The organism is Erythrobacter epiphyticus (assembly GCF_034653295.1).
Lineage (GTDB): Bacteria > Pseudomonadota > Alphaproteobacteria > Sphingomonadales > Sphingomonadaceae > Erythrobacter.
Genome location: NZ_JAYEEU010000007.1, coordinates 370,163 through 382,617, shown reverse-complemented (window position 1 = coordinate 382,617; position 12,455 = coordinate 370,163). Strand labels below are relative to the sequence as shown.

Here is a 12,455-nt window from a genome sequence, read left to right as displayed (position 1 = left end):
TCATGGCTCATCTGAACACCGCGCGCTGGCTGGCGCTGTTGGTCCCTGCGAGCCTGCTCGGCGGGGCCTATATCGCACAATATGGCTTTGGCTTGCCGCCGTGCGAGATGTGCTGGTGGCAGCGCTACCCGCATTTTGCGGCCGTGCCGCTGGCGGCTGCGGCCTTTGCGATGCGCCCCGCAGCGGTGTGGACCGCGCTGGCGGGCTTGGCGATCCTCACTTCGGGGTTGATCGGCGGGTTTCACGCCGGGGTCGAATATGGCTGGTGGCAAGGCGTCACCGGCTGTTCGACGATCCCTTCGGCGGTTGACGTCATGGACCCGCGCGCCGCTCCTCTGATCCGCTGTGATCGCGCGCCGTGGACGCTGTTCGGCATTTCGCTCGCGGGCTTCAACTTCCTGATTTCCTCGTTTGCCGGTGCGGCCATCGTGGCGCTCGCTGCGTATCGTCGGTAAGACATCCCCGCAATTGCCAAGGAGCCGATGATGGACCGCACAGAACTTCACCGCATGATCCGGGTTGATCAGGCAGGCGAATTCGGCGCGACCCGGATCTACGAAGGCCAGCTTGCCGTGATGGGCGATCGCGGGCCGCATTCGGCTGAAATCCGTCACATGGCCGAACAAGAGGCCGAACACCGTGCCAAGTTTGATGCCCTGCTCGCCGCGCGCGGGGTGCGCCCGACCGCGCTGCATCCCTTCTGGTCGGCGGCGGGCTACCTGCTGGGCGCGGGCACGGCGCTGCTCGGGCCCGAAGCGGCGATGGCCTGCACCGCGGCGGTCGAGACCGAGATCGACAAGCATTACAGCGAACAGCTCGAACGGCTGAAGGATACCGGCGCTGATCCCGAACTCGCCGACATGATCGAGGCCTTCCGCGAGGATGAACGCGAACATCGCGATGCTGCCCTTGCGAATGGCGCCGAGCGGGCACCGGCCTATCCGTTGCTCGCAGGCGCGATCCGACTGGGCTGCCGGATTGCGATCAAGGTCAGCGAACGGGTGTAAACGGGCGCTTCACCGCCGGTTCAGACCGCAAGGCCTAGACAAGCACCCGCCAGAACGGGCATGGCAGCCAAGCTGCCAAGACAAGGATGGGGCCTGATGAAAGCGTTGATCACTGCTGCAAGTACTGCCGCGGGAGCGGCGCTTCTGACCATCAGCCCGGCGGCTGCGCAAGGCCCTGCGGGCGAGCGCATCAACATGGTGATCGCTTATAGCGAGGATGAATGCCCCGTCGCCAAGCAGGGCGAGATCGTGGTGTGCGAAATCCTGGTTGAGGCCGAACGCTATCGCATCCCTTCCAACCTGCGGTTCAGCGATTCGCCCGAAAACACCGCATGGTCACGCCGGGTCGACAAGATTCGCTATGTCGGCGATTTCGGCACCATGAGCTGCAGCCCGGCGGGCGCGGGCGGAATTACGGGCTGCACTCAGAGATTTATCGATGACTGGGCCAAGGACAAGTCCGAAGCGGAATCGGTGCGCTTCGGCCAGCTGATCGAGAAGGCCCGTCAGGAACGCCTCAGCGAGATTGACGAGTCGGCCGCTGCCGAACAGGCGCGGGTCGAAATGATCGAGCGCGAATATATGGAGCGTCTCGAACGCGAACGCGCGGGCGAGTTGCCGGGCGAAGCGGGCAAGCCGGGGCCGGATGCGGCTCCCCTTCCGCCGATCGCGCCGCCCGCACCGCAGGCCACGCCCTCGCCCGACGAGTAATTGTCAGATCTGGTAATAGTCGCGATACCACGCGACAAATTGCCGCACCCCTTCGCGCAAGGGGGTCTGCGGGGCATAGCCGGTGAGCTCTTTCAGCAGGCTTGCATCCGCCCATGTCGCCGGGACATCGCCGGCCTGCATCGGCATGTAATTACGGATCGCCTCGCGCCCGCATTCCTCTTCGATCGCGGCCACGAAATCGCGCAGCCGCACCTTCTCGCTGTTGCCGATATTGACGATGCGATAGGGCGCCGCGGGTGAAAGACTGTCGCTCGGCGCAATGGCCTCGGCGCTGGCCGGGCGCTGCGGCACCTGATCGATCAACAGGCGGATGCCGCGCACCAGATCGGTCACGTAGGTGAAATCGCGGTGCATCTCGCCGTGATTATAGACATCGATCGGCGTCCCTTCGAGAATCCCGCGGGTAAAGCGGAACAGCGCCATATCGGGCCGCCCCCACGGGCCATAGACCGTGAAGAAGCGGAACATCGTGGTCGGCAGATCCCAGAGGTGGGCGTAGGAATGCGCCATCGCCTCGTTCGCCTTCTTGGTGGCGGCATAAAGCGTGAGCGGGGTATCGGTCTCCTGGCCTTCGCGAAACGGCATTGCGCTGGTCGCGCCATAAACCGACGAGGTTGACGCCATCAGCAGATGATCGACCCCGAGCTCGCGCGCGCATTCCATCACGTTGAAAGTGCCAACAAGGTTGGCATTGATATAGGAGCGCGGGTTTTCGAGCGAATAGCGCACCCCTGCCTGGGCCGCGAGGTGGACAATCACATCCGGCTTTTCCGCCATGGCGAGCGCATGGAGCCGGTCGAAATCCTCGAGCATCCCTTCATGGCCCACAAAACCGGCATGATCCGCCAGCATGGCATGGCGCCGCTGCTTGAGCTTCACATCGTAATAATCGGTCATCCCGTCATAGCCGATCACGCGAAAGCCTTCGCGCAGCAACAGGTCTGCCAGATGATAGCCAATGAACCCGGCCGAACCGGTGACGAGGATTGTTTTCATTATGGGGGTCAATCTCAGGACAGGGCGATGTCCGGGGCATCTTCCTGCTTCATCCCGATGATGTGATAGCCACCATCAACATGATGCGTCTCGCCTGTGACGCCCGAGGCAAGGTCTGAGAGGAAATAGAGTGCGGAGCCGCCGACATCTTCGATGGTGACATTGCGCCGCAGCGGCGAATTGAGTTCGTTCCACTTGAGGATGTAGCGGAAGTCGCCGATCCCGCTGGCGGCGAGCGTCTTGATCGGCCCCGCGCTGATCGCGTTGACGCGGATATTGCGCGGCCCGAGATCATTGGCGAGATATTTGACGCTGGTTTCCAGCGCCGCCTTGGCGACACCCATCACATTGTAATGCGGCACGACCTTTTCCGCGCCGTAATAGGACAGCGTGAGGATCGAGCCTCCGTCCTCACCCATCATCTCCGCTGCGCGCTTGGTGACCGCGACCAGCGAATAGGCCGAGATGTTCATGGTCAGCAGGAAGTTTTCGAGGCTCGTGTCGACATATTTGCCGCGCAGCTCGTTCTTGTCGGAAAAGCCGATGGCGTGGACGACGAAATCAAGCCGGTCCCAGCGCGCTTTCAGCAGGTCAAAGGCGGCATCGAGCGAGGCCATATCCGACACATCGCATTCGAAGGTGAAATCGCTACCCAATTGTTCGGCGAGCGGAATCACCCGCTTGGCAAGCGCTTCGCCCTGATAGGAAAAGGCAAGTTCCGCCCCTTGCTCGGCCAGCTTTTTGGCAATGCCCCATGCGAGCGATTTGTCATTGGCAAGTCCCATGATCAGGCCACGCTTGCCGTGCATTAAACCCTTCATATTATTACCTCCTTGGCCTGCCCTTGCGCCGGTTTCCCCTCCCGTGCAAGCGCCGCATTCAATTCCGCGCCGATAACGATCCCAAGCCCGATGAGCCAGAAAAAGAACAGCGTGACCATGATTCCGGCGAGCGATCCATAGGTCAGATCAAAGCTGAGAAAATATCGCAGGATGATCGGCAGGGCGGTGGCCACCGCAATCCACCAGATCGCCGTCGCCAGCGCGCCGGGCCATGTCGGGCTGCGCTTCTGGCGATAGGGCTGCGGCGTGAGGCTGTAGAATAGCGCCCAGAGCGACGCACCCAGCAGCACGGCGGGTGCCAGCCGGCTGAGCCGGAGCAGCGCGATCACATCGCCAAATTGCGGAAAGATCGAACGGATCACTTCTTCCGCCGTGCCGATCGCGACCTGCGCAAACAGCGAGAGCATCATCGCGATCACGCTGGCGAGGATCAGCCCGATCGAACCCAGGCGGTAGCGCCAGAACGCGGTGCCGGTGCTGTCGGCGCGATAGGCGCGGCGCAGGATATCGCGGATCGTCTCGATCAGGCTTGATACGGTCCACAGCGCGACAGCGGCCCCCAGCCACAGCACCCAGCCGGTGCGGGCACGGACGGCTGCAATGGCAGCGGGGCGAATCTCTTCGGCCACGGCAGGCGGCAGGCTGGCCACTACGCTCAGCACAAGGGTTTCGGCCTGCTGCGGCCCGCCGATCAACTGGAACAGCGCCGCGCCCAGCACAAAGAAAGGAAACAGCGCCACCATCGCGAGATAGGCGAGATTGCCGGCGTGGATGAAGCCATCCGAAAAGGTGCCGTGCACCGTTCCGCGGGCGACAGCGAAAGCGCGGTTTCCGGGCGCCAGCAGGCCGCGCAGTGCGGTGTTCACAGCCCGAATTTTTCGCGCACCTGCGTCGGATCGGCCCAATCCGCGAGGCGTTCCTGCAACGGGGCGAGATCCTGCGGCAGCTGGATTTCGAGGCTGACAAGCAGATCGCCGCGCTCGGGCTTGCCATCCACGAGCTTGCCGTTCTTCCGGCTCCAGCCCTTGCCAGCGAGCCGCATCACCGTGCCACTGCTGGTGCCCGGCTTGATCGTCAGCATCACAGGGCCATCAGCGGTCGGGCATTTGACCTTGGCGCCGCGCACCGCTTCATCAAGGGTGATCGGCAGGTCCATGCGGATATGGTCGCCATCGCGGCGGAAGAAGGTGTGCGGGCCGATCTGGATCTCGACAATGCCATCGCCATTGCCGCCCGGGCCGGGTTGGCCCTTGCCCTTGAGGCGCATCAGCGTGCCATCTTCGACCCCGGCGGGCAGTTTCAGGCTGATTGTCTTGCCATCGGCCAGCGTGATGCGCTGTTCGCGCCCGGCCGCTGCATCGACAAAGGGCACGGCGAGGCGGTAGGTGATGTCCGCGCCCTTGCGCGGCGGGGGCGGAGGCGGGCGCTGGCCAAAGCCGCGCCGTGTGCCGGGGGCTTCCTGACGGCCTCTGCCGCCACCGCCGCCGAACAGGCCCTCGAACAGATCGGACAGATCCAGATCATCTGCGCCAAAGCCCCCGAAATCGCTCGGCCTTGCGCTGCCGCCGGCATTATAGCCCCGTCCGCCCATCCCGGCGAAAGGATTGGCCGGATTGCCATCGGCATCGATTTCGCCGCGGTCGAATTGCGCGCGCTTGTGCTTGTCCGACAGGAGATCATAGGCGCGGGTGGCTTCGGAGAATTTCTCCGCCGCCTTGGGATTATCGGTGTTGCGATCGGGATGCAGTTCCTTGGCAAGCTTGCGATAGGCGCTCTTGATGTCGGCCTCGGAAGCCGTGCGGGGAACGCCCAGAATGCTGTAGGGATCGCGCATCCCTGTTAGCTAGGTGAGGCATCCGCCGCCTGCAAGGTGCAAGGGTACAATGATTGCAACATGCCAAGCCTTTCCTAACCCGCCGGAGCGACCTATCTCGCAGCAGATCGCCGGACCTTCCTGCCCGGTGGTGTGTTGTAAGGCCCGGTATGTCTGAGCTGCGGGGCTTTTGGGTCTTTAGACAGTGTCTCAGTTGTCTCCAACTTCAGCTTCATAGGCGATATGATGAACAATCCCGCACAATCCGCGCTCAACGAGGCCCAACTGGCCGATAGCGTGCTGCCCGCGGGCGGCGATCCCTTCGTGCTGTTCGATGAATGGTTCGCGGCCGCACAAAGTGCAGAGCTGAATGATCCCAACGCCATGGCGCTCGCCACCGCCACCGCTGATGCCGCGCCTTCGGTGCGCATGGTGCTCCTGAAAGGGCACGGCAAGGACGAGATCGCAGGCGGCGGCTTCACCTTCTTCACCAATGCCGAAAGCCGCAAAGGCAGCCAGATCCGCGCCAATATGCAGGCCGCGCTGCTGTTCCACTGGAAAAGCCTGCGCCGCCAGATCCGCATCGAAGGCCCGCTGATCGAAGTCTCTCCCGAACGGGCCGATGCCTATTTCCACTCGCGCCCCTACAAGAGCCAGGTCGGCAGCGCGGCGAGCGACCAGTCGCGCCCTCTGCCTGCCCGCCAGACCTATCTTGATCGGGTGCAGGAGCTGTGGGCCGCGCATGAAGCCGAAGGCAAAGTGCCGCGTCCGCCGCATTGGACGGGCTTCACCCTCTCCCCGCGCCTGATCGAATTCTGGATCGATCGCGACAACCGCCTGCATGATCGCCGCCAATTCGTGCGCGCCGATGCCAGCGCGGTGTGGAGCGATACCCTCCTTTACCCTTGAGGATATGAAAATGCCCAAGCCGATCCCCTACTGGCATGTCGATGCCTTCAGCGCCCGCCCCTTTGGCGGCAATCAGGCCGCCGTGATGGTGCTCGATGAATGGCTGCCCGATGATGTGCTGGTGGCAATTGGCGGGGAGAACCTCTTTGCCGAAACCGCCTTTGTCGTGCGCGATGCCACCGGCGAAGCCGATTGGGAGCTGCGCTGGTGCACGCCGACCTATGAAATCGCGCTGTGCGGCCATGCGACGCTGGCGAGCGGCCATGTGCTGCTGACCCGTGATGGCGGTGATCGGATCACCTTCCGCACCCGCAAATCGGGCATTCTCGAAGTGCGGCGCGATGGCGAAGGCTATGCGCTGGCGCTCCCGGCGATTGCGACAACGGCAGACACCGCCGCCAATCAGGCCGAAGCGATCCGTCTGCTCGGTGCCGAACCTGCCGAAGTCTGGCGTTCAGAGCTGGGCTACAACATCTATCTCTATGAAAACGAAGCCGCCATTCGCGCGCTGACGCCCGATATCCGTGGCCTTGAAGCCTTGGGCAAAGACCAGTTCATTGTCACCGCGCCGGGCAATGCGACCGATATCGTCAGCCGCGTCTTCGTGCCGGGCGGCGGGGTGGACGAGGACAGCGTGACGGGTTCGGCCCACGCGGTGCTCACGCCGTTCTGGGCCAAGCGGCTCGGGCGGGACAGCTTCACCGCGCATCAGGCGAGCACCCGCGGCGGCGATCTCACCTTGCAGCGCGATGGCGAGCGGGCATGGCTCGGCGGGCCATGCGTCACCGTGGTCGAGGGTGTGTTCCACCTGTAAGGGTGGCGGCGCTCTGCGTAGGGGCGCCGATCACTTCACCGGATAGAGATCCAGCACATCGGCCGCCTGTTGCAGCATGAGCGGGCGCTCGGTGCTGTCGGAATGGCCAAGCCGCACCATCGTCACGCCCTGCTGCGGCGAGACCAGCACATATTGGCCCATATGGCCGATCAGCGAAAACAGGCGGTGCGGCGCGCGATCAGGGAACAGCGGATGCTGGCCCTCGCTCTGCGCCAAGGGCCGGTTGAGCCAGATCTGGAAGCCGTAATGCGGGCTCGCCGGGCTCGGGGTGAGCATGGCTTCGATCCAGCGGCTGGGGACAAGCTGGGTGCCGTCCGCCGCGCGGCCCTTGCGCCGCAGGAATTCGCCGAACTTCGCCCAGTCGCGCGCGGTGGCATGCATCAGGCTGCCGCCGATCAGCGTGCCCGAGGCATCGAATTCGGGGACCATCGAATCCATCCCGAGCGGGGCGAACAGCCGCTCCTTGAGATAGGTCCGCATCACCTGCACGCGGGTTGCAGGATCGGTGCTGTCGGTCAGCGCCGCCGCCGCAATATCGGCAAGGATCACGCTGGTGTTGGACGAATAGACGAATTTCGCCCCCGGCTCCTCGGCCAGCGGCTGTTCTTCGGCCCACTTCGCCATGTCGTCGCGCCCGTCGAGGAACAGCATCCGCACTTCGCTTGATTCGTAAGGCGGGTCGCCGCTTTCGACATGGCGCAGCCCACTGCGCATCTGGAGCAGGTGGCGCAGCGTGATTTCGGCGCGCGGATCGCCGGGGCGCTGCCATTGCTCGACCGGCGCGGGCGCATCGAGGCTGAGCAGGCCATCGGCCACCAACATCCCGATCAGCACCCCTGTCACCGTCTTGGCCATCGACCAGCTGACGAAGCGGGTATCCTCCGAATAACCGGGGCCATAGCGTTCGGCAGCGAGCTTGCCGTTCGCCATCACCACCACCGCGCGGGTTTCGCCAAGGCCGGGCTGGGTGAACAGATCATCCACCGCGCGCGCCAACTGATCGCGCGGCGCGCCCCCCGTGTCGGTGACAGCGGCCAAGGCGGCTTCGGACAAGGGCGGCGGCGCGGCCGGGGCATTGCCGCATCCGGCCAAGAGCAGGGTTGGCACAAGGGCAAGGGCGGGTTTAAGGAGCAGGGAGCGCGGCATCATCGCGCTCTCAATCCCCGATGGAACCCCGCTTGGCAATGGTGAAAGCAATGGCACAATCGACGCGTTCGCGCGCGCGCTCGGCATTCTGGTGGGTTCTGCTGGCTGTGCTGGTGGTGCTGGCCGGATTGTTTGCGGTCTTCCGCGAACCGCTCCGTGGCTATGCCGGGATCAGCACCGCCTATTCGGCGCGGGTCGCCTGTTCGTGCCGCTTTGTCGCCGGGCGCAGCCTCGGCGATTGCGCCAAGGACAAGCTGGCCGGGATGGAGCTTGTCACGTTGGTCGATGATGAAGCCGCGCGCAGTGTCACCGCGCGCTTTCCGCTGATTGCCTCGACCACCGCAACCTACCGCGAAGGCTATGGCTGCGTGCTGGAGACGTGGGACAGCTAGGCGCTGATCTTTGCGGTGCTGTCGATCCAGCCGCCGCCGACAACGCGCTCGCCCGCATAGATCACCGCCGCCTGCCCCGGCGCGACGCCGAATTCCGGCGCGGCAAAGCGGATCGTGGCCGGTGCGCCGTCGCCCAAACCCCCTTCGAGCATAACCGCCACCGGCTTGGCGAGGCTGCGCACCTTCGCTGTCAGCGGTTCATCGGGCAGCGATCCGATCCGGTTGGTCTCGATCAGATGCGCGGCTTCTACCGCGAGCATCCGCTTCGGCCCGACCCGCACTTCGCGCGACGCTGCGTCGACTCCGATCACATAGAGCGGTTCGGGCTGGCCGCCGATCTCGAGGCCCTTGCGCTGGCCCACGGTGAAGTGGATGATCCCCTTGTGGGTGCCGAGCCGCTCGCCCGTTGCGGCGTGGACAATATCGCCCGCCGCCGCCCCTTCGGGCCGCAGCTTGGTGACGATCTTGGCGTAGTCGCCATCGGGGACAAAGCAGATGTCCTGGCTGTCAGGCTTGGCCGCGTTGCGCAGGCCCGCGATCTCCGCCAGTTCGCGCACCTGTGTCTTGTGCAAGCCGCCCAGCGGGAAGCGCAGGTAATCGAGCTGGGCCTCGGTGGTGCCATAGAGGAAATAGGACTGATCGCGCGCGGGATCGCAGGCGCGGTAGAGGTGCGGCCCCTCGGCCGTCATGATCCGGCGGACATAATGCCCGGTGGCGAGGCAATCCGCCCCCAACTCGCGCGCCATGCGGAACAGGTCGGTGAATTTGGGCCCCATATTGCAGCGGATGCAGGGCACCGGGGTGCGCCCCGCGAGATATTCATCGGCGAATTGTTCGACCACATCCTCGCGGAAGGCGGTTTCGTGATCGAAGACATAATGCGCAATGCCGAGCCTGTCGGCGACAGCGCGCGCATCGCGGATGTCATCGCCCGCGCAGCATGCGCCCTTGCGGCCGGTCGCCGCGCCGTAATCATACAGCTGGAGCGTGATGCCGATCACTTCCGCGCCGCTGGCGGCGGCGAGCGCGGCAACCACCGAGGAATCCACCCCGCCGCTCATCGCCACCACAATGCGGCACTGCGCTGCGGCGCGCGGCAGATCGAACAGCGCAGCCGCATCAAGCCCGAAATCCGGGCGGGCGTCGGGAGGTGAGGTCGTGTCCATGGGAGCCAGCGCGCGCCCTATAGCGAGCAGGCAGGGATTGCGCCAGTCTTTGGCGAGGGCGCCGGATTAATCCTAAGAGCGGGTAAACCGCGGCTTTACGCAATCTTGACCAACGGCCGCTAGGCCTTGTCGCCATGTTCGAGGAATCACGATCATTTCGCGCCGCGCAGGCTGGCTCGTCCGAGCGGAGCGACACGCTGGCCCACCCCGCCGCCCTGCGGCGCGGCGAGACCGCGCTCAAGGCGATTGCCTGGAGCGATCTTACGGCGCGGCTTGAGGCTGCCCGCGATCTGCGACAGGCGCTGCGCTTCGAAGCGCGCCGCAATATCGAGGACACCGCAGCCAGCTTCAGCGATGTTGCAGCACAATATTTTCGCAAGCTCGAGGATTGCCAACGACCTGTTAACCCCGGTGCTTTAGAGGTGTCTAAACGTTCGACCCCTATTGTCGCGGCTCAGCAGAGCGGCGTCGCTGAACTTTCGGCGGATGCGCTTTCAAGCCGGGATGATGCGAAAGATGAGCAATGATTGAAAACCAGGACTTCCGCCCTGCACAAGTGATCGGTCCGCTCGGCGAACCGCTGACGCTTGCCGATCTGCCATCGCCCGATACCAAGCGGTGGGTGGTGCGGCGCAAGGCCGAAGTGGTGGCTGCGGTCAGCGGCGGGCTGCTGACCATCGATGAAGTGCTGGCGCGCTACAACCTCACGCTTGAGGAATTCGCCTCGTGGCAACGCGCGGTCGATCGCTCGGGCATGAAGGGCCTGCGCGTCACCCGCTTGCAGGACTATCGCAAGCTGTACGAGCGCCAACTCAAGTACTGAGCATTTGCTTCGCGGCGCCCATGCGGGCGCGGCGTCTTTTCCCTGCCACAAAATTTGCCTAGACTGGGCCTTGCTGGCGCTGTGCCAGCGGGGCGGAGGCGTTGTGGGCCAAATTCTGGGATTTGTCTGGTTTCTGCTGATGGGCAGCTTTGTCGGTTGGCTCGCCAGTCTGGTGATGCGCCGCGATGCCGATATGGGCCTTGTCGCCAATGTGGTGGTGGGCGTGATCGGCTCGTTCATCGGCAATTCGGTGTTCTCTTTTATCTTCGGTAGCGGACGGATTGGCGGCTGGCCGCCCGATCTCTCGGGCATTCTCGCAGCGGTGGCCGGGGCCTCGCTGCTGCTTGCGATTGTCAATCTGATCCAGCGCGGACGGCTGCGCTGAGGCGCCGTTGCCTGCGCAAATCCGGGAACTTTGGCCTGTGCGCTTCGTCTAGGCTCAAAGTCATCAGTCGATAACGCCATTGTTGGCTGCCGGTCGCTGCCCTAACAGGAATTGCGCAAAGTGACTTATCAGAGTAATACACTCCGGCGCTGCCTGATGAGCGCCAGCGGGCAGGCGGCAGCGCAACCCCGCACGAAGGAATGGCAATGAATTACGAAACCACGATCACCGCCGAAGCGATTGACGGCATTCCCGCCGATATCGGCGCGCCTGCCTCGGCCAGAGGCCCGGCGATCCCGCGCGGGGTGATCATCGGCGGGCTCGCGATCCTCGGGCTCGGGCTGGCGATTGCGGCCTATTTCGCGCTGGTCGGCGGGCAACCGGTTCCGGCGGGCGATGATAATGCGCAGGCCCCGGCGGTGACCGTGATCACGCCCGGGCAGACCACCGTGACCGGCGAAATCGAAGCGCCCGGCACGCTCGCCGCGCGCCGTCCGATGCCGGTGGGCGTTGCCGGTGAAGGCGGGCAGGTGCTGCGCGTGCTGGTGGATGCGGGCGATTGGGTCGAGGCCGGACAGGTGCTTGCTGTGATTGATCGCGCGGTGCAGGTCCAGCAAGCCGATGCGCAGGCCGCCCAGATCGAAGTCGCGCGCGCCGATGCCAAGCTGGCGCAGGCCAATCTTGATCGCGCGCTGCAACTGGTCGAGCGCGGCTTTGTGACCAAGGCCAACGTCGATCAGCTCACTGCAACCCGCGATGCAGCGGTGGCCCGCGTCAAGGTGGCTGAAGCGCAGCTGCGCGAATTGCGCGCGCGCAACGAACGGCTCAATATCTATGCCCCTGCGGCTGGCTATGTGCTGCAACGCAATGTCGAGCCGGGGCAGACCGTCGGCGCCGGAAGCGGCGCACTGTTCACCATCGCGCGCGGCGGCGAGCTCGAATTGCTCGCTCAGTTGAGCGAAGACCAACTGGCCAAACTCCCGGTTGGCACGACGGCAACCGTTATTCCCACCGGGACGGAAAAGCGTTTCCGCGGCGAAATCTGGCAGCTTGCTCCGATCATCGATCAGGCTTCGCGTCAGGGCACCGCGCGCATCGCGCTCAATTGGGCGCCCGAGCTGCGCCCCGGCGGCTTTGCCACCGCGCGGATCAGCAGCGGCACCGTCACCGCGACGATCTTGCCTGAAAGCGCGGTGCTGGCAGATGGCGATGGCAGCTTTGTCTATGTCATCGGCGAAGACAACAAGGCAGAACGCCGCGCGATCAAGACCGGCATGGTGACCAAGGCTGGCGTCGTGGTGATCGAAGGTCTGACCGGGAGCGAACGTGTGGTGCTGCGCGCCGGCGGCTTCCTCACGCCGGGCGAAAGCGTCAATCCGCAGCCGCTCAAGTCCTGATCCGAACACCTC

16 protein-coding genes are annotated in these 12,455 nt (G+C 64.5%); 10 read left to right on the top strand and 6 right to left on the bottom strand.

The annotated features are described in order from the left end of the window. Positions 1–2 precede the first annotated feature (2 nt). From SOQ14_RS07300 to SOQ14_RS07290, 3 genes are all read left to right on the top strand, one after another. A complete protein-coding gene (locus tag SOQ14_RS07300; RefSeq protein WP_322897401.1) occupies positions 3–455 on the top strand; it encodes a disulfide bond formation protein B in 453 nt (150 codons plus the stop codon). Between the two features lie 30 nt (positions 456–485). Then, positions 486–1,007 carry a demethoxyubiquinone hydroxylase family protein gene (locus SOQ14_RS07295; RefSeq protein ID WP_322897400.1) on the top strand — a complete coding sequence of 174 codons (522 nt, stop codon included), beginning with the start codon at positions 486–488 and terminating at the stop codon, positions 1,005–1,007. 96 nt (positions 1,008–1,103) lie between these two features. Next, entirely contained in the window at positions 1,104–1,718 is a 615-nt protein-coding gene (locus SOQ14_RS07290) for a hypothetical protein (RefSeq protein WP_322897398.1), read from the top strand. 3 nt (positions 1,719–1,721) lie between these two features. Here SOQ14_RS07290 and SOQ14_RS07285 read toward each other — a convergent pair whose 3' ends face one another. From SOQ14_RS07285 to SOQ14_RS07270, 4 genes are read right to left on the bottom strand one after another with little or no spacing between them, the layout of a single operon-like run. Next, a complete protein-coding gene (locus SOQ14_RS07285; protein WP_322897397.1) occupies positions 1,722–2,735 on the bottom strand; it encodes an NAD-dependent epimerase/dehydratase family protein in 1,014 nt (337 codons plus the stop codon). 14 nt (positions 2,736–2,749) lie between these two features. Continuing rightward, positions 2,750–3,556 carry an enoyl-ACP reductase FabI gene (gene fabI / locus SOQ14_RS07280; RefSeq protein WP_322897395.1) on the bottom strand — a complete coding sequence of 269 codons (807 nt, stop codon included), beginning with the start codon at positions 3,554–3,556 and terminating at the stop codon, positions 2,750–2,752. Then, positions 3,553–4,443, bottom strand: a complete 891-nt coding sequence (locus SOQ14_RS07275) for a YihY/virulence factor BrkB family protein (protein ID WP_322897394.1) — start codon at positions 4,441–4,443, stop codon at positions 3,553–3,555. Before SOQ14_RS07275 ends, fabI begins: the two co-directional genes overlap by 4 nt. Beyond that, positions 4,440–5,411, bottom strand: a complete 972-nt coding sequence (locus tag SOQ14_RS07270; protein WP_322897393.1) for a DnaJ C-terminal domain-containing protein — start codon at positions 5,409–5,411, stop codon at positions 4,440–4,442. Before SOQ14_RS07270 ends, SOQ14_RS07275 begins: the two co-directional genes overlap by 4 nt. 225 nt (positions 5,412–5,636) lie before the next feature. Here SOQ14_RS07270 and pdxH point away from each other — a divergent pair, with 225 nt between their 5' ends. Then, positions 5,637–6,299 (top strand): pyridoxamine 5'-phosphate oxidase, encoded by a 663-nt coding sequence (pdxH, locus tag SOQ14_RS07265; protein ID WP_322897392.1) that lies wholly within the window; start codon positions 5,637–5,639, stop codon positions 6,297–6,299. A 10-nt stretch (positions 6,300–6,309) separates the two neighbouring features. Next, on the top strand, positions 6,310–7,113 hold the full coding sequence (locus SOQ14_RS07260; RefSeq protein ID WP_322897391.1) for a PhzF family protein: 804 nt from the start codon (positions 6,310–6,312) through the stop codon (positions 7,111–7,113). Positions 7,114–7,143: 30 nt separating this feature from the next. Here SOQ14_RS07260 and SOQ14_RS07255 read toward each other — a convergent pair whose 3' ends face one another. Further along, complete coding sequence (locus tag SOQ14_RS07255) at positions 7,144–8,283, bottom strand: serine hydrolase (protein ID WP_322897390.1); 1,140 nt, start codon at positions 8,281–8,283, stop codon at positions 7,144–7,146. 47 nt (positions 8,284–8,330) lie between these two features. Here SOQ14_RS07255 and SOQ14_RS07250 point away from each other — a divergent pair, with 47 nt between their 5' ends. Then, on the top strand, positions 8,331–8,672 hold the full coding sequence (locus tag SOQ14_RS07250) for a hypothetical protein (RefSeq protein WP_322897389.1): 342 nt from the start codon (positions 8,331–8,333) through the stop codon (positions 8,670–8,672). Here the strand turns inward: SOQ14_RS07250 and mnmA are convergent. Then, on the bottom strand, positions 8,669–9,838 hold the full coding sequence (gene mnmA / locus SOQ14_RS07245; RefSeq protein ID WP_322897388.1) for a tRNA 2-thiouridine(34) synthase MnmA: 1,170 nt from the start codon (positions 9,836–9,838) through the stop codon (positions 8,669–8,671). The genes SOQ14_RS07250 and mnmA overlap by 4 nt on opposite strands. Before the next feature lie 134 nt (positions 9,839–9,972). Here mnmA and SOQ14_RS07240 point away from each other — a divergent pair, with 134 nt between their 5' ends. The 4 genes from SOQ14_RS07240 (at position 9,973) to SOQ14_RS07225 (ending at position 12,443) form a co-directional block, all read left to right on the top strand. After that, positions 9,973–10,365 (top strand): hypothetical protein, encoded by a 393-nt coding sequence (locus tag SOQ14_RS07240; protein WP_322897387.1) that lies wholly within the window; start codon positions 9,973–9,975, stop codon positions 10,363–10,365. After that, on the top strand, positions 10,362–10,661 hold the full coding sequence (sciP, locus tag SOQ14_RS07235; protein ID WP_322897386.1) for a CtrA inhibitor SciP: 300 nt from the start codon (positions 10,362–10,364) through the stop codon (positions 10,659–10,661). Before SOQ14_RS07240 ends, sciP begins: the two co-directional genes overlap by 4 nt. Before the next feature lie 103 nt (positions 10,662–10,764). Continuing rightward, complete coding sequence (locus SOQ14_RS07230) at positions 10,765–11,046, top strand: GlsB/YeaQ/YmgE family stress response membrane protein (protein ID WP_322897385.1); 282 nt, start codon at positions 10,765–10,767, stop codon at positions 11,044–11,046. Between the two features lie 206 nt (positions 11,047–11,252). Further along, a complete protein-coding gene (locus SOQ14_RS07225; RefSeq protein ID WP_322897384.1) occupies positions 11,253–12,443 on the top strand; it encodes an efflux RND transporter periplasmic adaptor subunit in 1,191 nt (396 codons plus the stop codon). Positions 12,444–12,455 lie beyond the last annotated feature (12 nt).